This window comes from Oerskovia sp. Root918 (assembly GCF_001428945.1).
Taxonomy (GTDB): domain Bacteria; phylum Actinomycetota; class Actinomycetes; order Actinomycetales; family Cellulomonadaceae; genus Oerskovia; species Oerskovia enterophila.
Genome location: NZ_LMJG01000018.1, coordinates 1 through 21,427 on the forward strand (window position 1 = coordinate 1; position 21,427 = coordinate 21,427).

General features: G+C 73.4%; 17 protein-coding genes. 13 read left to right on the forward strand and 4 right to left on the reverse strand.

Features of this window, described 5'->3' with window-relative positions; translation table 11 throughout:
- Window positions 1–435 precede the first annotated feature (435 nt).
- The 4 genes from gatC to ASE27_RS19030 are packed head-to-tail and all read left to right on the forward strand — an operon-like array spanning window position 436 to window position 4,359.
- Complete coding sequence (gene gatC, locus ASE27_RS19015; RefSeq protein ID WP_030152198.1) at window positions 436–732, forward strand: Asp-tRNA(Asn)/Glu-tRNA(Gln) amidotransferase subunit GatC; 297 nt, start codon at window positions 436–438, stop codon at window positions 730–732.
- Window positions 732–2,249: an Asp-tRNA(Asn)/Glu-tRNA(Gln) amidotransferase subunit GatA gene (gene gatA / locus ASE27_RS19020; RefSeq protein WP_056654430.1), complete on the forward strand. Its 1,518-nt coding sequence runs from the start codon at window positions 732–734 to the stop codon at window positions 2,247–2,249. Before gatC ends, gatA begins: the two co-directional genes overlap by 1 nt.
- A complete protein-coding gene (gene gatB, locus ASE27_RS19025; RefSeq protein WP_056654431.1) occupies window positions 2,246–3,754 on the forward strand; it encodes an Asp-tRNA(Asn)/Glu-tRNA(Gln) amidotransferase subunit GatB in 1,509 nt (502 codons plus the stop codon). Before gatA ends, gatB begins: the two co-directional genes overlap by 4 nt.
- 32 nt (window positions 3,755–3,786) lie before the next feature.
- The gene (locus ASE27_RS19030; RefSeq protein ID WP_082609149.1) at window positions 3,787–4,359 is read left to right on the forward strand and encodes a GNAT family N-acetyltransferase; all 573 of its coding nucleotides are present in this window, start codon (window positions 3,787–3,789) and stop codon (window positions 4,357–4,359) included.
- Between the two features lie 87 nt (window positions 4,360–4,446).
- Here ASE27_RS19030 and ASE27_RS19035 read toward each other — a convergent pair whose 3' ends face one another.
- Window positions 4,447–5,835, reverse strand: coding sequence for a deoxyribodipyrimidine photo-lyase (locus ASE27_RS19035; protein WP_056654434.1), 1,389 nt, complete (start codon window positions 5,833–5,835; stop codon window positions 4,447–4,449).
- A gap of 86 nt (window positions 5,836–5,921) precedes the next feature.
- Here ASE27_RS19035 and ASE27_RS19040 point away from each other — a divergent pair, with 86 nt between their 5' ends.
- Entirely contained in the window at window positions 5,922–7,484 is a 1,563-nt protein-coding gene (locus ASE27_RS19040; protein ID WP_082609150.1) for a peptide MFS transporter, read from the forward strand.
- A 144-nt stretch (window positions 7,485–7,628) separates the two neighbouring features.
- Here the strand turns inward: ASE27_RS19040 and ASE27_RS19045 are convergent, their stop codons facing one another.
- A complete protein-coding gene (locus ASE27_RS19045) occupies window positions 7,629–8,222 on the reverse strand; it encodes a DoxX family membrane protein (RefSeq protein ID WP_157257722.1) in 594 nt (197 codons plus the stop codon).
- A 380-nt stretch (window positions 8,223–8,602) separates the two neighbouring features.
- Between ASE27_RS19045 and ilvD (ASE27_RS19050) the strand changes: the two genes are divergently transcribed.
- On the forward strand, window positions 8,603–10,465 hold the full coding sequence (gene ilvD, locus ASE27_RS19050) for a dihydroxy-acid dehydratase (RefSeq protein WP_056654436.1): 1,863 nt from the start codon (window positions 8,603–8,605) through the stop codon (window positions 10,463–10,465).
- Window positions 10,466–10,537: 72 nt separating this feature from the next.
- Here the strand turns inward: ilvD (ASE27_RS19050) and ASE27_RS19055 are convergent, their stop codons facing one another.
- Entirely contained in the window at window positions 10,538–11,143 is a 606-nt protein-coding gene (locus tag ASE27_RS19055; RefSeq protein ID WP_056654438.1) for a hypothetical protein, read from the reverse strand.
- An 85-nt stretch (window positions 11,144–11,228) separates the two neighbouring features.
- Here ASE27_RS19055 and ilvD (ASE27_RS19060) point away from each other — a divergent pair, with 85 nt between their 5' ends.
- Window positions 11,229–12,929 carry a dihydroxy-acid dehydratase gene (gene ilvD / locus ASE27_RS19060; RefSeq protein WP_056654440.1) on the forward strand — a complete coding sequence of 567 codons (1,701 nt, stop codon included), beginning with the start codon at window positions 11,229–11,231 and terminating at the stop codon, window positions 12,927–12,929.
- A gap of 181 nt (window positions 12,930–13,110) precedes the next feature.
- Window positions 13,111–13,773, forward strand: coding sequence for a VOC family protein (locus ASE27_RS19065; protein ID WP_056654442.1), 663 nt, complete (start codon window positions 13,111–13,113; stop codon window positions 13,771–13,773).
- Between the two features lie 91 nt (window positions 13,774–13,864).
- Here the strand turns inward: ASE27_RS19065 and ASE27_RS19070 are convergent, their stop codons facing one another.
- Window positions 13,865–15,133 carry a cytochrome P450 gene (locus ASE27_RS19070; RefSeq protein WP_056654444.1) on the reverse strand — a complete coding sequence of 423 codons (1,269 nt, stop codon included), beginning with the start codon at window positions 15,131–15,133 and terminating at the stop codon, window positions 13,865–13,867.
- Window positions 15,134–15,232: 99 nt separating this feature from the next.
- Between ASE27_RS19070 and ASE27_RS19075 the strand changes: the two genes are divergently transcribed.
- From ASE27_RS19075 to ASE27_RS19095, 5 genes are read left to right on the forward strand one after another with little or no spacing between them, the layout of a single operon-like run.
- A complete protein-coding gene (locus ASE27_RS19075; RefSeq protein ID WP_235535500.1) occupies window positions 15,233–16,384 on the forward strand; it encodes a 3-oxoacyl-ACP synthase III family protein in 1,152 nt (383 codons plus the stop codon).
- Window positions 16,381–17,190, forward strand: a complete 810-nt coding sequence (locus ASE27_RS19080; protein ID WP_056654446.1) for a glycosyltransferase family 2 protein — start codon at window positions 16,381–16,383, stop codon at window positions 17,188–17,190. The genes ASE27_RS19075 and ASE27_RS19080 overlap by 4 nt, the downstream gene beginning before the upstream one ends.
- Window positions 17,187–18,470 (forward strand): cytochrome P450, encoded by a 1,284-nt coding sequence (locus ASE27_RS19085; RefSeq protein WP_200955988.1) that lies wholly within the window; start codon window positions 17,187–17,189, stop codon window positions 18,468–18,470. The genes ASE27_RS19080 and ASE27_RS19085 overlap by 4 nt, the downstream gene beginning before the upstream one ends.
- Complete coding sequence (locus ASE27_RS19090) at window positions 18,467–20,398, forward strand: class I adenylate-forming enzyme family protein (RefSeq protein WP_056654448.1); 1,932 nt, start codon at window positions 18,467–18,469, stop codon at window positions 20,396–20,398. Before ASE27_RS19085 ends, ASE27_RS19090 begins: the two co-directional genes overlap by 4 nt.
- A complete protein-coding gene (locus ASE27_RS19095) occupies window positions 20,395–21,348 on the forward strand; it encodes an NAD(P)-dependent oxidoreductase (RefSeq protein WP_235534592.1) in 954 nt (317 codons plus the stop codon). Before ASE27_RS19090 ends, ASE27_RS19095 begins: the two co-directional genes overlap by 4 nt.
- Window positions 21,349–21,427 lie beyond the last annotated feature (79 nt).

Sequence of the window (21,427 nt, forward strand, 5' to 3'; positions counted from 1 at the left end):
TGGTACTGCCCTGGAGACGGGGTGGGAGAGTAGGTCGCCGCCGGACAACCATTCACCAAAGGCCCACCCCACACGGGGTGGGCCTTTGGCACACCCCCAAACAATCCAGCCACAAGACACACCCGGACCGCCGGCCCGCCAACGCAGACGGCCATGAACACCCAGCCCCGAGCACACCTGTGCCCGGGGCACTTCTGTACCCAGAGCTCGGTCGTCAGAACTGCACCGGGCCATACCCCGCCCACCTTCTGACAACACCACCACCCCGATCAGGTGTCAGAACCACACCGGGCCATACCCCGCTCACCTTCTGACAACTCCCCGAGAGAGTGGGTGCGCGCGGTGAGGCGCGGCGGTGGGGCGCGGTGCGTCATCCCACCCACGCCGGTCCGGACGCCCCCGTAGGCGCGGGCGCCGGGCACTAGACTGGCGACCATGTCCACCATCTCCCGTGATGAGGTCGCGCGCGTCGCCGTGCTGGCCCGCATCGACCTCCGGCCCGAGGAGCTAGACCGCCTCGCCGGCGAGCTCGACGTCATCGTCGATGCGATCGCCCAGGTGAGCGAGGTCGCCACTCCTGACGTCCCCGCCACGAGCCACCCGCTCCCGCTGACCAACGTCTTCCGAGACGACGTCCCCGTGCCGCCCCTGCCCGTCGAGGACGTCCTCGCCGCAGCACCGGCCAGCGAAGACGGACGCTTCAGCGTCCCGCAGATCCTCGGGGAGGAATGATGACGAACGACCTGACGCGGCTGAGTGCCGCGGACCTCGCCGCGCACCTGGTCTCTGGCGAGGTGAGCAGCGTCGAGGCGACGCAGGCGCACCTCGACCGCATCGGTGACGTCGACACGGCGGTCCACGCGTTCCTGCACGTGAGCACCGAGGACGCCCTCGCGACGGCTCGCGACGTCGACTCGCGCCGCGCCGCGGGCGAGGACCTGCACCCCCTCGCGGGCGTGCCGATCGCGGTCAAGGACGTCGTGGTGACCAAGGGTCTCCCGACGACGGCCGGCTCCAAGATCCTCGAGGGCTGGATCCCTCCGTACGACGCGACGCTCGTCGAGCGCATCCGCGCCGCGGGCCTGCCGATCCTCGGCAAGACCAACATGGACGAGTTCGCGATGGGCTCCTCCACGGAGCACTCGGCGTACGGCAACACCCACAACCCGTGGGACCTCGACCGCATCCCCGGCGGCTCGGGCGGTGGCTCGGCCGCGGCCGTCGCCGCCTACGAGGCCCCGCTCGCGATCGGCACGGACACCGGCGGCTCGATCCGTCAGCCGGGCGCCGTGACCGGCACGGTCGGCGTCAAGCCCACCTACGGTGGCGTGTCCCGCTACGGCCTCATCGCCATGGCGTCCTCGCTCGACCAGGCGGGCCCCGTCACGCGAACCGTCCTCGACTCGGCGCTCCTGCACGAGCTCATCGGCGGACACGACCCCCGCGACTCGACCTCGATCAACGAGGACCTCCCGCTGCTCGTCGACGCGGCCCGCCAGGGCGCGATCGGTGACCTGCGCGGCCTGCGGGTCGGCGTCGTCTCCGAGCTCTCCGGCGAGGGCTACCAGGAGGGCGTGAGCGCTCGCTTCGCCGAGTCGCTCGACCTGCTGCGGTCGCTCGGCGCAGAGATCATCGAGGTCTCGTGCCCCCACTTCAAGTACGCGCTCGGCGCCTACTACCTGATCATGCCGAGCGAGGCGTCCAGCAACCTCGCCAAGTTCGACGGCATGCGCTTCGGCCTGCGCGTCGAGCCCGAGGACGGCCCCATCACGGCCGAGCGCGTCATGTCCGCGACCCGCGGCCAGGGCTTCGGCGACGAGGTCAAGCGCCGCATCATCCTCGGCACGTACGCACTGTCGGCGGGCTACTACGACGCCTACTACGGCAGCGCGCAGAAGGTCCGCACGCTCATCCAGCGCGACTTCGACGCGGCGTTCGCCCAGGCGGACGTCCTGGTCTCCCCGACGGCTCCCACCACGGCGTTCAAGTTCGGCGAGAAGCTCGACGACCCGCTCGCGATGTACCTCAACGACGTCGCGACGATCCCCGCCAACCTCGCGGGCGTCCCGGGCATGTCGCTGCCGAACGGTCTCTCGGACGACGGCCTGCCCGTCGGCTTCCAGATCCTCGCGCCGGCCAAGGCCGACGACCGTCTGTACCGCGTGGGCGCCGCTCTCGAGGCCGCCCTGGAGAACACGTGGGGCGGGCCGCTGCTGGCCAAGGCCCCGGAGCTGGAGGTCGCGCGATGAGCGCACACGCAACCGTGGACCTGGTCGACTACGACGAGGCCATCCGCCGCTACGACCCGGTCATCGGCATCGAGGTGCACGTCGAGCTCGGCACCAGGACCAAGATGTTCTGCGCGGCCGAGGTCGAGTTCGGTGGCGAGCCCAACACGCAGGTCACCCCGGTGAGCCTCGGCCTGCCCGGTGCGCTGCCCGTGGTCAACGGCAAGGCCGTCGAGTACGCGATCAAGATCGGGCTCGCGCTCAACTGCCAGATCGCCGAGTCCTGCCGCTTCGCCCGGAAGAACTACTTCTACCCGGACGTGCCCAAGAACTTCCAGACGTCGCAGTACGACGAGCCCATCGCGTTCGACGGCTACCTCGACGTCGAGCTCGAGGACGGCACGATCTTCCGCGTCGACATCGAGCGCGCGCACATGGAGGAGGACGCCGGCAAGAACACCCACGTGGGTGGTGCGACCGGTCGTATCCACGGTGCCGAGTACTCGCTCGTCGACTACAACCGTGCGGGCATCCCGCTCGTGGAGATCGTCACGCGCCCCATCACGGGCGCGGGCGAGCGCGCCCCGGAGGTCGCTCGCGCGTACGTCCAGACGCTGCGCGACATCTTCCGTGCGCTCGACGTCTCGGAGGCGCGCATGGAGCGCGGCAACGTCCGTGCCGACGTGAACCTGTCCCTGCGCGCGACCCCCGAGTCGCCTCTCGGCACGCGCACGGAGACCAAGAACGTGAACTCGTTCCGCTCGATCGAGCGCGCGGTCCGCTACGAGGTCTCGCGCCAGGCTGCCGTCCTCGACGAGGGCGGCACGGTCATCCAGGAGACGCGCCACTGGCACGAGGACACCTCGATCACGACGGCCGGTCGCGTGAAGTCCGACGCCGAGGACTACCGCTACTTCCCGGAGCCGGACCTGGTGCCCGTCGCGCCGAGCCGTGACTGGGTCGAGCAGATCCGCGCCACGCTGCCCGAGCTCCCGGTCGCTCGCCGCAACCGCCTGCAGGGGGAGTGGGGCTACGCCGACGCCGAGATGCGCGACGTGGTCAACGCCGGTGCGCTCGACCTCATCGAGGCGACCGTCGCGGCCGGCACGAGCCCCGCGGCCGCACGCAAGTGGTGGATGGGCGAGCTCGCCCGCTACGCCAAGACGAGCGAGACCGAGCTCGCCGAGATCGCGGTCACGCCCGCGCAGATCGCCCAGCTCCAGGCGCTCGTCGACTCGGGCCGCATCAACGATAAGCTGGCCCGCCAGGTCCTCGAGGGTGTCCTCGCGGGCGAGGGCGACCCGGAGGCCGTGGTCGTCGCCCGCGGGCTCGAGGTCGTCTCGGACGACGGCGCGCTCCTCGAGGCGATCGACGCAGCCCTCGCGGCCCAGCCCGACATCGTCGAGAAGGTTCGCTCGGGCAACATGGGTCCCATCGGTGCGATCATCGGAGCGGTCATGAAGGCCACCAAGGGCCAGGCCGACGCCGGGCGCGTCCGCGAGCTGGTCATCGAGCGGATCGGTTGATCCGTGCCCCGAAGCACCACGGAGGTGGTCGCGTGACACGCGGACCGGAGCTCTACGGCGAGATGATGCGCCTGCGACCCATCGAGGCGCGCGACGCCGAGCGCATGTGGGAGTCCGTGCAGGACCCGGAGTCGAACCGGCTCACGGGGACCACGGCCGAGTTCACGCGCGAGCAGATCGAGCAGTGGGCGGCCACGGTCAGCGACAGGGACGGTCGCTACGACTGGGCCGTCACCTCGCCGGCCAAGCGGGACGGCCAGCTCGTGAGCGACGAGATGTTCGGCGAGATCGTGCTCAACGACATCGACGAGCACGCGCTCTCGGCCAACCTCCGCCTTGCCCTGCTCCCCAACTACCGGGGACGCGGGTACGGGCGCGAGGCGATCTTCGAGGTCCTGCGCTTCGCGTTCGACCACCCCGAGGGGCCGCACCTGCACCGCGTGAGCCTCGACGTGCTCAGCATCAACCCTCGGGCTCGCATGCTCTACGAGTCGCTGGGCTTCCGGGAGGAGGGCCGGCTCCGGGACGCGTTCCGGGACGGCGACGGCTGGGCCGACGCGATCGTCATGAGCATCCTCGAGGACGAGTTCCGCGCCGGGCTCTGAGCACCACCAGCACCAGCACCCGCCCGGGCACGGGCCGTCAGGACGAGCGCGACCTCCGGGTCGTGCTCGTCCTGACGTCTCCGGGCATCACTGCCGGCCCCGCTCGAAGTCCGCGAGCGACACCTTGCGCTCGACCGCGTGGTCCACGACCCGCTCGGGATACCCGGGAGCGGCCCCGGCGATCTTCCACGGCTCGTGGACGGCCTTGCCGGTGATGCCGCGCAGCTCGGGCACCCACTCGCGCACGTAGGCGCCGTCGGGGTCGAACGTCAGGCCCTGCGTGACCGGGTTGAAGATCCGGAAGTAGGGCGCGGCATCGCGCCCGGTCCCCGCGACCCACTGCCAGTTGAGCTGGTTCTGCGACACGTCGCCGTCGACGAGGTGCGCCATGAAGTGCTCGGCCCCGCGCTGCCAGCGCACGTGCAGGTCCTTGACGAGGAACGACGCGACGAGCATCCGGACGCGGTTGTGCATCCACCCCGTGCCGAGGAGCTGGCGCATCCCGGCGTCGACCATCGGGTAGCCCGTGCGGCCCTCGCACCACGCGGCGAGCAGCGCGTCCTCCGTGGCGCCCGTGGCCCACGCGTCCTCGGGGACCACGGTGCGCAGCGACCGCCGCACCGCCCCGGGGTGGTGGAACAGGACATCCGCGTGGAACTCGCGCCACGCGAGCTCCGAGCGGTAGGTCGCAGCGGAGCCCTCGGGCACCGACCCCGAGCGCACCGCCGACGCGAGGTCCGCGAGCAGCGTCCGGGGGTGGATCTCGCCCCACTTGAGCGCGGGCGAGAGGTACGAGGTCCCGGTGAGGTCGGGCCGGTCGCGATCGGTCGGGTAGTCGGCGAGGCCGTCGGCCAGGAACGCGTGCCAGCGGTCGAGGGCCGCGGCCTCGCCCGCAGCGGGCAGCCGCGCCCCCGCCTCGGGCGCGTCCGGGAGACCGTCCGAGGCGAGCGTTGCCCACGCGACGTCGTCGGGCAGGGGAGCGGGGGCCCGCCAGCCGTGCTCGAGCCACGCCGACCGGAACGGCGTGAAGACCTGGAAGGGCGTCCCGCCGCGCGTCCGGACGCGCCCCGGCGCGACCGCGTAGGGCGAGCCCGTGCGGCGCAGGCTCACGTCGCGCTCCGCGAGGAGCGCCTCGACCGCGTCGTCCCGGCGACGCCCGTAGGGCTCGTAGCTCGCGGCGACGTGGACCGAGCGCGCGCCGACCTCGGCGCAGACCGCGGGCACGACCTCGCGCGGGTCGCCGTGGCGCACCACGAGCCGGCCTCCGGTCGAGGCGTCGAGCTCGCGCAGGCTGCGGGCGAGGTAGGCCTGGCGCACGGGCCCGGCCGACGCCCAGAGCGCGGGGTCCAGGACGTAGAGCCCGACGACGTCGCTCCCCGCCGCGCGCGCCTCGCCCACGGCCTGGCCCAGGGCCGGGTTGTCGGCCAGGCGCAGGTCGCGACGGAACCACAGGACGGTCGGTGCAGGGGAGGGCATCCGCCCACGCTAGCCGGGGTCGCTCCTCGCGCGCGCACGGGCCGCCACCAGTCGCCACGGCCACGGGCCGGTGGCAGCATCGATCCATGAGCGGCAACGACGAGCGGCCCGTCCAGCCCGACCTCCCGGACCCCCGGCTCGAGGCCGAGGCGGCCCCTGCCGCCGGACGGGTCCCGCGCGACCACGCGTTCTTCGGTCACCCGATCGGGCTCATGACGCTGTTCACCACCGAGCTGTGGGAACGGTTCAGCTACTACGGGATGCGCGCGATCCTGCTCTTCTACCTGACGGACTCGATCGCCGACGGCGGGCTGGCCCTCGACGAGGTCACGGGGCTCGCGCTGGTCTCGATCTACGGCACGGGCGTGTACCTGCTGTCGGTCGTCGGAGGCTGGCTCGCGGACCGGGTCATCGGCTCGCGGCGCTCGGTCCTGTACGGGGGCATCGTCATCGCGGCGGGGCACGTCTCGCTGACGATCCCGGGCGCCGGGTTCTCGATGTTCGGGATCGCGCTCGTGGCGCTCGGCACCGGGCTGCTCAAGCCCAACGTGTCCTCGATGGTGGGCGAGCTGTACTCGCGCGACGACCCGCGCCGCGACTCGGCGTTCTCGATCTTCTACATGGGCATCAACCTGGGCTCGCTCCTCTCGCCGATCATCGTCGGGTTCGTCAACCGGCAGTGGGGGTACCACGCGGGCTTCGCGGTCGCGGCGGTCGGCATGGCGATCGCACTCGTGTTCTTCGTCGCGGGGCGCAAGTACCTGGGCGGTGCGGGGGACTCGGTGCCCAACCCGCTCACGCGCGAGGAGTACCCGAAGCTCGTCCGGATCGGCCTCTTCATCCTCGCGGGGCTCGTCGTCGCGACGCTCATCGCCTGGGCGGTGTCGGGGGCGTTCGGCATCTCGACGTTCATCGACACGCTGTCCTACGTCGCGTTCGCGGCGCCCATCGCCTACTTCCTGGTGATGTTCCGCTCGCCCAAGGTCACGGCCCCCGAGCGCTCGCGGCTCACGGCGTACATCCCGCTCTTCGTTGCGGCCATGCTGTTCTTCATGATCTTCGAGCAGGCGGCCACGACGCTGTCGAGCTTCGCGAAGAACCGCACCGAGCTCTCGTTCTTCGGCATCGCGATCGAGCCCGCGTTCTTCCAGTCCGTGAACCCGTTCTCGATCGTGGTCCTGGCGCCGGTGTTCGCGTGGATCTGGGTCAAGACCAAGGACCGCCCGCCGACGGCCGTGAAGTTCGCGATGGGACTGACGCTCGCGGCCCTCTCGTTCGTGTGGCTCTCGGCCGCGTCGGCGATCTTCGCGGACGAGAAGGCCCCAGCCTGGGTCCTGGTCTCGGTGTACGTCATCCAGACGCTCGGCGAGCTGTGCCTGTCCCCGGTGGGGCTGGCGGCGACGACGCTGCTCGCGCCCAAGGCGTTCCGCAGCCAGGCCATGGCGCTCTGGTTCCTGGCCCCCGCGGCAGGGCAGGCCATCACGGCCCAGATCGTCCAGGTCACGCAGGGGGCGTCGGACACCGCCTACTTCGGGATCGTCGGCGCGATCACCATGGCGTTCGCGCTGGTCCTGTTCGCGCTCGCCCCGTGGGTCACGCGCCACATCCGCCACGCGGACGCGCAGGAGGCGGCGTCGCCCGCGCACTAGCGGTGGACGGTAGCCGGCGGTGCCACGCTGCGGGGACGCCCCGGCGGAACGGACCGAGCCGCGCGCCCGACGGCGTCACGCGCCCGGGTGCGTCGCTGCACCCGGGCGCGAGACGCCGTCGGGCCTGACGGGCGACAGGTCGCCTCAGCGCATCCAGGCCGGCACGCCCACGCGTTCGGCGACCCCGCCCAGCCCCCACGTGCTGCCCGCCCGGGTCAGCGCCACGACGATCACGACGAGCGCGGTCACGACGTGGTCCTCGACGACCGGGTTGGTGGAGCCCGCAGCCACGGGCCACGTCGTGGCCCACAGCAGCGCCATGAGGAGCGTGCCCGAGACCGCGGCGACGCGCGTCCCGACTCCCAGGAGGAGCGCGAGGCCCGTCGCGCCCATGCCGAGCATGAAGAGCCAGTCGGTCACAGGGCCCGCCAGGGCGCCGAACGTGTCGGCGAACGGACCCGAGATCGAGGACAGGTAGCCCTGGGTCGGGGAGCCGCCGTTGAGCCACGCTCGCTCGGTAGGGGTCGCGTAGCCCAGGCCGAAGGTCTTGTCGAGCACGGGCCACAGGAACACGAGCGAGATCGCGATGCGCAGGACGGCCAGCGCGCGGCGGGCTGCTGCGAGCGTGACGACAGAGCTCGGGGTCGTGCCCGGGGCGTCCGTGGGGTCGGCCGACGAGTCGGTCGAGGCGGGGGTGGAGCGGGGGTTCCGGGTCGGTGCAGCGGTGGCCTGGCTCATGGGGCTGGTCTCCCTGGTCGATGGGTCGTCCGTCGGAAGGCGCGGGGCGCCGGGGTGCGGGACGAGGTGCTGCCGGCGGGGACCGCGGTCCCCTCGTGGTCGAGGGGATCGGCCTCTGCAGGCCAGTGGCGGTGGGGCCCGAGCAGCCCTGTCAACTAACCACCCGGGTGAAGTTCCCTGCAACCTTTTGGGCAGATTGACGGGTTTTCCCGTATCGGTGGTGCTACGTAGGGGGATTGCACATCCGGGCCGTCGTGGAAGCGCTGCCCCTGGTGTGGACCACGAGCCGGACGCCCCGACCTGCGGGGTCCAGGGCGGGCGTAGTGTGTCCGAGCGGTCACCTCCCAGGCCGCAGCACCACGTGAAGGAGCTGAACCGCCATGAGTCGCCCCCTGCGCTCCCGGACGTCCACCCACGGCCGCAACATGTCCGGAGCCCGCGCGCTCTGGCGCGCCACCGGCATGGGCTCCGAGGACTTCGGCAAGCCGATCATCGCGATCGCGAACTCGTACACGCAGTTCGTACCGGGCCACGTCCACCTCAAGGACATGGGCGACCTGGTCGCGTCCGCGATCCGCGAGGCCGGCGGCGTCTCCAAGGAGTTCAACACCATCGCGGTCGACGACGGCATCGCGATGGGGCACGCGGGCATGCTCTACTCGCTGCCCAGCCGCGACCTCATCGCCGACTCGGTCGAGTACATGGTCAACGCGCACTGCGCCGACGCCATCGTGTGCATCTCCAACTGCGACAAGATCACGCCCGGCATGCTCAACGCCGCGCTGCGCCTCAACATCCCGGTCATCTTCGTGTCGGGCGGACCCATGGAAGCGGGCAAGGTCGTCGTCGCCGACGGTGTGGCCTCGACGCGCCTGAACCTCGTCAACGCGATCAACTACGCCGCGGACGACAACGTCAGCGACGAGGCCCTCGCGCAGGTCGAGGAGGCCGCGTGCCCCACGTGCGGCTCGTGCTCGGGCATGTTCACCGCGAACTCGATGAACTGCCTCACCGAGGCCCTGGGCCTGTCCCTGCCCGGCAACGGCTCGACCCTCGCGACGCATTCCGCCCGCCGTGAGCTGTTCCTCGAGGCCGGCCGCACGATCGTCGACCTCGCGCGCCGGTACTACGACGAGGAGGACGACTCGGCCGCGCCCCGCAACATCGCGACCAAGGCCGCGTTCGCCAACGCCATGACGCTCGACGTCGCGATGGGCGGCTCGACCAACACGGTCCTGCACATCCTCGCCGCTGCGCAGGAGGGCGAGATCGACTTCGACCTGACCGACATCGAGCGCATCAGCCGCCAGGTCCCGTGCCTGTCCAAGGTCGCGCCGAACCACCCGAACTTCCACATGGAGGACGTGCACCGCGCGGGCGGCATCCCTGCGCTCCTGGGCGAGCTCGACCGCGCCGGGCTCCTGGACCACGACGTGACGTCGGTGCACACCCCGACGCTGCGCGAGTGGCTCGACGACTGGGACGTCCGAGGAGGCAAGGCGACCGAGCAGGCCGTCGAGCTGTTCCACGCGGCCCCCGGCGGGGTCCGCACCACGCAGGCGTTCTCGACGTCGAACCGGTGGGACCACCTGGACACCGACGCGGCCGACGGCTGCATCCGCGACCTCGAGCACGCGTACACGGTCGAGGGCGGCCTGGCCGTGCTCCGCGGCAACCTCGCCGAGGACGGCGCGGTGTTCAAGACCGCGGGCGTCGACCCGGACGTGTTCCACTTCGTCGGCAAGGCGCTCGTCTGCGAGTCGCAGGACGAGGCCGTCGAGAAGATCCTCACCAAGCAGGTCGAGCCCGGCCACGTGGTCGTCGTGCGCTACGAGGGCCCCGCAGGTGGTCCCGGCATGCAGGAGATGCTCTACCCCACGTCCTTCATCAAGGGCCGTGGCCTGGGCAAGGTCTGCGCGCTCATCACCGACGGCCGCTTCTCGGGCGGGTCGAGCGGCATCTCGGTGGGCCACGTCTCGCCCGAGGCCGCGGCCGGTGGCGTGATCGGCCTGGTCGAGGACGGCGACGAGATCGAGATCGACGTCGACACGCGCCTCATCCGCGTCAACGTGCCCGACGAGGTCCTCGCCGAGCGTCGCGCCAAGATGGAGGCGCGCGAGAACCCCTGGCAGCCTGTCGACCGCGACCGCTACGTCTCGCCCGCGCTGCAGGCCTACGCCGCGATGGCGACGTCGGCCGACCGCGGCGCGGTGCGCGACGTGTCGCTGCTCAAGCGCCGCTGAGCCGCCCGCCCGCACGACGACGGGCCCGCCCCCAGGAGGGGGCGGGCCCGTCGTCGCGTCAGGGGCAACCCGTCAGCACTGCTCCTCGGACTGCTCGGTGATGATCCACCTCGCGCCCTCGGGGACCATGACGGCCGACCCGCAGTCGCCGCTCGCGTAGGCGACGGACAGCACGGTCGCGTCGGGGCGCTCCTCGCGGACTGCGATCTCGACCTCCGCGACGTCGCCGACCGCGGCGAAGAGCTCGGCCGTGGTCGTGATCATCGACGCGCAGTCCGTGATGCCGGGCCACCCCTGCGCGGTCATCTCCGCGACCATCCGGTCGACGAGCGCGGGGGACATGTACCCGCAGGCGGTCTCGACCGCGGGTGCGCGGCTCGCGGCGAGCCAGGCGCGGAAGCTCGCCTCGGGGGACTCGCCGGCGTCGTCGGGCTCCGGCGCGGCCTCGGGGTCCGCCGGGGCCGTACCAGCTGTCGCCTCGGGTGGCACGTCGGCGGTCACCTCCGGGACGGTCGTCGTCGCCGGTGCTGTCGGCGGCTCGGTCGAGCCCGAGCACGCGGCCGTGGAGACCAGGACGAGCGCGACGGCCGGGGCCAGCACGGCGCCGCGCCAGGAGGCCAGGGGCGATCCGCTCTGAGACGGACCGGGGCGGCGTGGGGCGGGGTGCGTCGTGATCATCGCGGCATCCTGCCGCACGGGGGCCATCGACGCGAGACGCCACGCGCGCTGTGGCCGCACCTCACCCGCGAGGAGATACTCGGGTATGGCCAGCGACGACATCGACATCAAGCCCCGCTCCCGGACCGTGACCGACGGCATCGAGGCCACGGCCTCGCGCGGCATGCTCCGCGCCGTCGGGATGGGCGACGACGACTGGGTCAAGCCCCAGATCGGCATCGCGAGCTCCTGGAACGAGATCACCCCGTGCAACCTGTCGCTCGACCGGCTCGCGCAGGGGGCCAAGGAGGGCGTGCACGCGGGAGGGGGCTACCCGTTGCAGTTCGGCACCATCTCGGTGTCCGACGGCATCTCGATGGGGCACGAGGGCATGCACTTCTCGCTCGTGTCGCGCGACGTGATCGCCGACTCGGTCGAGACCGTCATGCAGGCCGAGCGGCTCGACGGGTCGGTGCTGCTCGCGGGCTGCGACAAGTCGCTGCCGGGCATGCTCATGGCCGCCGCGCGCCTCGACCTCGCGAGCGTGTTCCTCTACGCGGGCTCGATCATGCCCGGCTGGGTCAAGCTCGAGGACGGCACGGAGAAGGACGTCACGCTCATCGACGCGTTCGAGGCCGTGGGCGCGTGCTCGCGCGGACTCATGAGCAAGGGGGACCTGGACCGCATCGAGCGGGCCATCTGCCCGGGCGAGGGCGCGTGCGGCGGCATGTACACCGCGAACACCATGGCCTCGGTCGCCGAGGCCATGGGCATGTCGCTGCCCGGCTCGGCCGCGCCGCCCTCGGCGGACCGCCGCCGCGACAACTTCGCGCACCGCTCGGGCGAGGCCGTCGTGGAGCTGCTGCGCCGCGGGATCACGGCGCGCGACATCATGACCAAGGAGGCGTTCGAGAACGCGATCGCCGTGGTCATGGCGTTCGGCGGCTCGACCAACGCGGTCCTGCACCTGCTGGCGATCGCGCACGAGGCCGAGGTCGAGCTGACGCTCGATGACTTCGACCGCGTCGCCGCCAAGGTCCCGCACCTGGGCGACCTCAAGCCGTTCGGCCGGTACGTCATGAACGACGTCGACCGCATCGGCGGCGTGCCCGTCGTCATGAAGGCGCTGCTCGACGCCGGGCTGATCCACGGCGACGCGCTCACGGTCACGGGCCGGACGGTCGCCGAGAACCTGGCGGAGATCGACCCCCCGGACCCCGACGGCAAGATCCTGCGCGCGCTCGACAACCCGATCCACCACACGGGCGGCATCACCATCCTGGGCGGCTCGCTCGCGCCCGAGGGGGCCGTGGTCAAGTCCGCGGGCTTCGACTCGGACGTGTTCGAGGGCACGGCCCGTGTGTTCGAGCGCGAGCGCGCGGCGCTCGACGCCCTCGAGGACGGGACCATCACGGACGGCGACGTCGTCGTGATCCGTTACGAAGGGCCCAAGGGAGGGCCGGGCATGCGCGAGATGCTCGCGATCACGGGAGCCATCAAGGGAGCGGGCCTCGGCAAGACCGTGCTGCTCCTGACGGACGGACGGTTCTCGGGCGGGACGACCGGGCTGTGCGTGGGCCACGTCGCGCCCGAGGCGGTCGACGGCGGACCGATCGCGTTCGTGCGCGACGGCGACCGGATCCGGCTCGACGTCGCACGCAAGACGCTCGACCTGCTCGTCGAGGAGGCCGAGATCGAGGCCCGCAAGGAGGGCTGGGCGCCGCTCGCCCCGAAGTTCACGCGCGGGGTCCTGGCCAAGTACGCCAAGCTCGTCCAGTCGGCCTCGCGCGGCGCGATCCTCGAGTAGGCGACGCGCTCGGTGCGCTGGTCGCGCGTGCTGGCGACGCGCCCCGGGCTGCGGGATAGTTGGACGAGGAACGCTCGCCTCGGGACGTCGCTGGTCCGACCAGCGGGGGCCCGCGACGCCCGGCTCGCCCCGACGTTCCGCAGGGTCCCCGTCCGCGCGACACCGCACCGGAGCAGAAGCCATGAGCGACGAGATCACCGCCAGACAGTTCCACGACAGCGACGGGGTGGAGGACTGGCGCGTGCTGCTCGGCACGGCGCAGACCCGGTTCCGGACGGGCTCGTTCACCGCGGGCGTCGAGCTGGTCGACGCGATCGGCGAGCTGGCCGAGGGCATGAACCACCATCCGGACGTCGACCTGCGCTACGCGACCGTGACCGTCCGGACGTCGTCGCACGACGTGGGTGGCCTGAGCAGGCGGGACCTCACGCTGGCCCGCCGCATCTCGTTGGCGGCCAAGGAGCTCGACCTCCCCGCCGAGACCGACGGCCTGATCGAGGTCGAGGTCGCGATCGACGCGCTGGACAGGCCTGCGGTGCGCCCGTTCTGGAAGGCCGTCCTGGGCTACGTCGACGGGCCCGAGGAGGACGAGGGGCTGGGTCTGGGGGACGCGGCCGGGTACGGGCCACCGGTCTGGTTCCAGCAGATGGATGCGCCGCGCCCCCAGCGCAACCGCATCCACCTCGACGTCACGGTCCCGCACGACCAGGTCGAGGCACGCGTGACCGCGGCCATCGCCGCGGGCGGGCACCTCGTCTCCGACCGGCGGGCGCCGGCGTTCTGGGTCCTCGCGGACGTCGAGGGCAACGAGGCGTGCCTGTGCACCTGGCGCGGGCGCGACTGAGCGATCGTCCGGCGCGAGAGTCGTCCGACGCGCAACGGGGGAGCATGACCTCAGGCCGCCTCCCGCTCGGGCGCGCCGCGGTGCGGTGACCTCACGCCCGGGCCACGACCAAGGTCCGGTAGGACGGGATGAGGACCTCGCGCTGCGCGCTGCGCGAGACGATCCGCAGGCTCTCCCCGTCTCCCCACAGCGTGCGCAGCAGCGCACCGATCTCCGCGCGGGCCAGGGCCGCACCCAGGCACAGGTGGCGGCCCGCCCCGAACCACAGCTGGCGGCTCTCGCGCACGTAGGGGCGGTCGGCGCGGAACGGGCCGGCGCCGATGTTCGCGCTCCACACGAGCATCATGATGCGCTCGCCCTCGGCGAGCCGGCGGCCTGCCACCTCGACGTCGGCCGCGACGCCCCGACCGATGACCGAGGCGGGGCTCGTGACCCGTAGCCCTTCGCGCACGGCGTTCTCGACCGCGTCGGGCTCCCCGGGGCCACGGACCTGTCCCGCGGCCTCGCGCTCGGCGTCGGTGCGCATCAGGTCCAGGAGACGGTGCTGCTCGCCCGTGTCGACGAGCAGAGCGGTGGTCCGGGCCATCGCGGAGGCCGAGGTCTCGGTGCCCGCGACCATGAGCAGGCACGCGAGCCCCGTGGTCTCCTCGAGGCCGAGCCCCAGCTCGCGGCACCGGCCGAGGAGCGTGTCGCCCGGGGCGTCGCGCCAGCCTGCGGGCACCCCTCGCGTGAGCTCGGCTACGATCTCGCGGGCCGCGACGACCTGTCCGGGGGACAGGTGGGTCGAGCCTGCGCTGCCCAGGGCGATCGTCGCGAGGCGTTCGCCCGTCTCGAAGACCGTGAGCGCGTCGTCGTCGGTGGGCCAGGCCTCCGTGCCCGGCGCGCGGTCCACGGGGGCCGGCACGCCGAGGAGCGAGATCATCATGCGGCCCACGAGCACGCGGGCCAGCCGTGCGACGTCGACCGTCGCTCCCTCCCGCAGCGCGGTCCGGGCGTCGGCGAGCGGCCCCGACCACGCCCCGTCGACGAGCTCGGCCGAGCTGCCCTCGGTGAACAGCTCGCGTGAGCGCGAGCGCAGGTCGTGGTGGCCCGGGCCGTCGAAGAGGTCGAGCACCCAGTCGCCGAGGATCTGCGCCCACAGGTGCCCGACCCCGCCCTCGCCCACGATCGTGAACGAGCGGTGGTCCCCCAGGACCGTGCGGGCGACGACCGGGTCCGCCGTGACCCAGCCGAGCCCGGGCACCTTGCGCAGGGGCGGGCCGGGCAGCCGGCGCGCGAGGTGACCGCCGAGCAGCACGGCGGCCATGCCTGGTCGGGCACGGCGCAGGAGGTCCACCTCGTGGCGGGTCGTGGGAAGCATGCCCGACAGTCTGACGCATCGGGGGCCGCCCGCGGGATGGGGAGTTCTCACCCGTGGAAAACCCCCGACGACGCCGGTTCCGTGGCTACGCTGTCGCGAGTGCCGATCCTCGCCGACCTCTCCGTGCGCCCCTCGGGCGCCCGACCGACCATCGCCTCGGCTCCTGCCGCCGTCCTGGCCGGGGTGAGCGTCCACCTGCCCGAGCGCACGGTCCAGGTGGCCGACGCGGAGCGTGCGCTCGCCCGGTCGAGCCGACCGGGCGCGGTGCCGCGCCTGCCGATGGTCTCGCGCCTGACCGGGGTGCAGCAGGTCCACGTCCTGCCGGACGACTGGAACGCCTCGGACCTCGCGGTCGCCGCGTCGGCCACGCTGCTCGCGGCTCAGGGCCTGGACGTGGCGGACGTCGACCTGCTGATCTTCGCCTCCGCGAGCCAGGACATGGTCGAGCCCGCCACGAGCCACATCGTCGCGGCCAAGCTGGGCGTCCGCGCCCCGGTCATGGACGTCAAGAACGCGTGCAACTCGGTCCTCAACGCGATCGAGGTCGCGGAGGCCCTCGTCGCGACAGGCCGGTACGCGACGGTCCTGGTCGCGTGCGGCGAAGCACCCTCGCGCGCTGTCCGGTGGGACGTCCCGGACCGGGCGACCTACCTGCTGTCGGCCCCGGGCTACACGATGTCCGACGCCGGCGCGGCGGTCCTGGTCCAGCGCGCGCCGGGGCACGGCGAGGGGTCGGAGCCGGCGGCCGGGGCCGCTGACCGGCTCGGGTCCGCGCCCGGGAGCGGTGCGTGCGGCGACAGGCCGCGCGGCATCCTGGCGAGCGCGTTCGGCGCCGAGTCGAGCCACTGGGACGTCGGCATGCTCCCCGGTGGGGGCACGGCGTTCCCGCGCGACCTCGACCGCACCTACTTCGAGATCGACGGGTCCCGTCTGCGCGACGCCTTCCTCGCGCTGGGCCCCGGCGTGATCCTCGACGCGCTGGTGCGCGCGGGCCTCACGTGGGACGACGTGGCCCTCGTGGCCGTGCACCAGGTCGCGGTCGCCCACCTGGCCGACGTCCACGAAGCCCTCGGGCTGCCCGAGGACCGCACGATCGTCACGGTCGCCGAGCACGGCAACGTCGCCTCCGCGACGCTTCCGCTCCAGCTCGTGACCGCGCTCGAGAGCGGCCGCGTGGGACCGGGGGACGTGGTGCTCCTGGTCGGTCTCGCGGGCGGGATCAGCATCGGCGCCATGGCGGTCCGGCTGTGAGCGCGCACGCGCCCGGGGCGGACGGTGCGCCCCACGAGGCGCCCCCGGTCCGGCTCGCGGTCGTCGTCCCCGCCCTCGACGAGGCGCACGAGCACGGGATCCTCACGACGCTGCGTGCCCTGCGCGCCCAGGAGGACCGTGACTTCGACCTGGTCGTGGTCGACAACGGCTCGACCGACGGCACCCCGGACCTCGTCCGGACGACCATCGCCGACTGGGACGAGCCGCGCTGGCGCCTCGTGACCGAGGATCAGAAGGGCACGGGCGCCGCGGCGGACACGGGCATGCGCGCGGCGATCGCCGCGGGGGCGACCCACCTCGCGCGCACCGACGCGGACTGCGTCCCCCCGCCGGACTGGACGGTCCGCGTGAAGGCGGCGTTCGCCGTCGGGCACGACCTCGTGGCCGGGCGCATCGTGGCGCGCACCGACGACCTGCCCGTCTCGCGCGTCCGCCAGGCCGTCCTCTCGGGGGCCGTGAGTCTCGCGAGCACGTTCGGGAAGTTCCGCCCGGGCAACCAGGACCCGTCCTACCTCGGCCCGTACGTCATGGCGCCTGGGTGCAACATGGCCATCACCGCCGACCTCTACGAGCGTGCGGGCGGCTTCCCGCGCACCGCGATCGAGGACCTCCACGAGGACCGTGCCCTGGTCAACGAGGTGCGGCGCCTCACGTCGGCCTACGGGGCGCACCCCGAGGTCGTGGTGCGGGCCTCGACGCGTCGTGCGCACGCCTGGGGGCTCGTGCGGACCCTGGGCTGGTACGCAGACCACCGCTACAAGCCCGAGGTCGTGGACATCCGATGACGGCGCCGTCGACGGTGCGGAGGGGCCGCCCGGCCTCGGCCGAGGACGCCGCAGCCCGCGCCGCCCACCGCTGGGAGGAGCGCGTCCAGCGCGGCGCGCACCCTCTCGTCTACCCGGCGTTCCGCACGCTCGCCCGGCGCGGACCGGTCGTGCGCGTCCCGGGGCTCGGGGTCGTGGTGAACGACGCCGCGACGGCCCGCGAGGTGCTGCTCGACACCGAGCACTTCTCCAAGGTCGGCCCGGGAGCGCCCTCGGACCTGTGGACCCCCGTGCTGGGCCCGTCGGTCCTGCTCAACATGGAGGGCGAGGACCACGCGACGCTGCGGCGGGCGCTCTCGGGGCTCTTCACCCCGCGCTCGGTCGCGCAGCTCACGGCCACCGAGGCCGGGGCCTCGCTGGGGACGCTGGCGCCGCGCCTGCTCGCGGGCGAGACCGTGGACCTGGTGAGCGAGGTCGGGGCGCTCGCGGGCACCGTGATCTGCCGCATGACCGGGCTGCCGCCCACGGACGCCGCGGTGCGCGACGCGATGGTCGCGGCCCAGTCCGTCGTCGGTCTCGTGCGCCTGCACCGGCGCCGCCTCACCCCGACCCAGGTCCGCTACGCGCGCGAGGTCCTCGACCGGCTGAGCGAGCCCGCCCGCGCGGCGTACCGCGACGGCGACCCTTCGACGGTCCCCGGGCGCATGCGCGGCCTGGGCCTGAGCGAGCGCGAGGCGCTCGGAGCCGTCGGGGCGTTCGTCATGACGGGCACCGAGACCATCCAGTCGTTCACGCCGCGCCTGGTCGCGCTCGCGACCGACACGGGCTGGACGGACCGCCTGCTGCGGGCCGAGCCGAGCGACCCGCTGCGCGGACGGGTCGTCGAGGAGGCGCTGCGCGTCACGGTCCCGACGCCCGCGATGCTGCGGTCGGTCCGCTCGGCGCACCGCGTGGGCGCCGTGCCCGTGCGGGCCGGGGAGCGGGTCGTGATCGCGACCGTGACCTGCTGCCGGGCGGGTGGGCCGTTCGCGCCCGACCAGGACGCGGACCCCGTCCTGCGCAACCTGTGGTTCGGCGCGGGCCCGCACTTCTGCCTGGGCATGCCGCTCGCCATGGCCCAGGTGGGCGCGGTCCTGGACGCGCTGCGCCCGCTCGCGGCGGCGGGTCGCACGCTCGCGGTCACCGACCGCGAGGTCGCGCGGGGAGTCCTCATCCCGTCCTACCGGCGCCTCGAGATCGAGGCGCGCCCGGTGGACGGCGAGCAGCCAGCAGCACGCGGAACAGGGGAAGAGACGGCATGAACAGCCCGACGACGGAGCACCTGATCGAGACCATCGGCACGCACGCGCGGGGACGGCTCGGCGACGCGGTGGCGCTGCGCTGGTGGTCGCGACCCATCCACCGGGTGCGTGCGGACCGCGTCCCGCACGACCACGTGCGCGAGGAGCTGACGTACAGGGAGCTGCTGCGCCGGGTCGAGGCCACGGCCGACGCCCTGCACCGCGAGGGGCTGCGCGCGGGGGACCGCGTGCTGTTCTCGGTCCGACCCCGGCCCGAGGGGATCGTCCTGGCGCTCGCGGTCGTGCGGCTCGGGGGCGTCATCGTGTTCGTCGACCCGGGCTCGACCCCCGAGCTGTTCGGGGCGCGCGTGACCGCGGCCGACCCTCGCTGGGCCATGACCGAGGCGCTGCTCTACGCGATCTCGCGCGGTCCGCTGCGGCACGTGGCCAGGTCGCGTGGCCTCCTGCTGCCGGACTACGCGAGCCTGCCGCTGCGCCATGTCCACTCGGGCAGGCGCCTTCCTGGGGTCCCGGGCCACTCGCTGTCCGCGCGCTCGCTCGCGACGGGGCGGCACCGAGGCGGGCGTCGCCGGTTCGTCGCCGGCGCGCCCCCCGTCACGGACCTGCCGCTCGACGCCGAGGCGCTCGTGGTCTTCACGTCCGGCACGACCTCCGACCCCAAGGCCGTGGTCCACTCGGTGGGCTCGCTGGGCTCCGGGTGCGCGCTGCTGGCCGGGGCGTTCTCCCTCGAGCCGGGCGGGGTCGTGCACACCGACCAGATGCTGCTCGGGATCCCGGCCCTCCTCGCGGGCGGCACGTGGTCCGTCCCGCCGGGCACCCCGGGGCAGGACGTCGTGACGTTCGCCCGGCACGCAGCCGGGGAGGCCGGGACGTACCTCGTGCCCGCCGACCTCACGCTCCTGCTCGACGCGGTCGAGTCCGGACGTGCCCCCGCGCGTGGCCCGCAGGTCGCGCTCGTCGGGGGCGCCCCGGTGACGCGCCCCCTGCTCGACCGCGCGCGCCGCCTCCTCCCGGGCACGCGGTGGATCGGGGTCTACGGCACGACCGAGATCCTCCCGGTCGCGGTCGTCGAGGCCGACGACAAGCTCGCGCACGCGGGCGACGGGGACCTGGTCGGGCTCCCGCTGGCAGGGATCGAGGCGACCATCGACACGAGCGCCGTGGAACCGGACGAGGACGGCTCCGCCCCCGGGAGAGCGCCGGTCCCGGCTCTGCACCCTCCCGTGGGAGAGCTGGTGCTGCGCGGTCCCTCGCTCATGACGGGATACCTGTCGCACCTCGACGGCGGGCAGCCACCCGTGACCGAGCACCGCACCGGCGACCTCGCCTACCTCGACGAGCGGGGACGGATCGTGCTCGTCGGGCGCACGCGCGACATGATCATCCGCGGCACCGTGAACATCTACCCCGGACTCTTCGAGCCGCGCCTGGCTGCGCTGCCCGGGGTCGGCGAGGCCTCGCTCGTGGGGGTCCTCCAGGACGACGGGGACGAGAAGGTGGTGCTCGTCGTGACGTCGAGCACCGAGGGCGGGCCCGGCACGGGGGACCCTCGCCGAGCCGGCGACCCTGACGGTGACGGTGACGGTTCGGGTGGTGTCGACGCCGAAGGAGCGCAGGTTCCGCGCACGTCCTCGGCAGCCGCGGCACCGGCGACCCCCGCGACGGGCGCAGCCCTCGCGCCCGCAGTGAGCGCCGCCGTCGGGCAGGGGGAGGGGCCCGTCCTGACGGGCGACCACCCGCTCGTCCGTACCGTGCGCGCGGCCCTGCCGGGCGTGCTCGACCACGGCGCGCTGCCGGACCACGTGCTGCACGCCGACCGCCTGCCCCTCGCGGGGCGCAGCCGCAAGCCCGACCGCGCGGCCCTGTCCCGTGCGGCCGCCCATCACCTCGCAGGCGCGGCGCCCGGGGCGAGCGCGAGCACCACGTGAGCCTGCGGATCGGGGTCACGGGGGCCTCGGGATTCGTCGGGGGAGCGGTCGCCCGCCGCGCCGTGGCCGACGGGCACCGCGTGTGGACCTTCTCGCGACGCGACGCGCACGTCGACGGGGCCGAGCACCGGACGTGGGACCTGGCCGCGGGCCCGCTCGACGACCCGCCCGCGCTCGACGTGGTCGTGCACGCGGGGGCCGCGGTCTCCGACTGGGCGGTACCTGACGTCGCCTGGACGACCAACGTCGAGGGCACGCGTGCCGTGCGCGACACGTTCCCCGCGGCCCGGTGCGTGCACGTGTCCTCGGGCAGCGTCTACGACCCGTACACGCCCACGGTCCGTGGGAAGGAGGACGAGGCCCCCGTCGACCGCTACCTCAACGCCTACGGCCGTACCAAGGCCGCGGCCGAGCGCGTGCTCGTCGCCGACGCCCGGACCCCCGGTCGTGGACCGGTCGTGATCCTGCGCCCGCACGCCGTCTACGGCCCCGGCGACACCACGCTGCTCCCGCGCATCGAGGCAGCGGTCCGAGGGCGACGGCTCGTCCTGGTCGGCGACGGGACTGCGCCCCAGTCGCTCACGCACGTCGACAACCTGGTCGACGCGGCGCTCGCGGCCTCGACGGTCGACCTGCCGGGCGGCGGGGCGCTCGTCGTCAACGTCGCCGACGCCGAGCCCGTGGTGCTGGGCGAGGTCCTGGTCGAGCTCCTGCGCCGCAGAGGGCACGACGACGTCACGCTCGCCGGGATCCCGGCGCGCCCCGGGTGGGTGCTCGCCGCGTGCGCCGAGGCTCTCTCGCGCTGGACACGACGGACCGAGCCGCCGCGGCTCACGCGGTACGCGGTCAGCCACCTCGCGGTCGAGCGGACCTACGACCTGACGGTGCTGCGCGAGGTCCTGGGGGTCGAGCCGCGGGCCACGTCGCTCGTGGGCGCGGAGGTGTGGTGAGGGCGGGGGCCCGGGGCTCAGCCCTTCCGCGCCTGCCCGCGAACGGCGGCAGCGAGTGGCGTGTTCTCGCAGCGCTTCC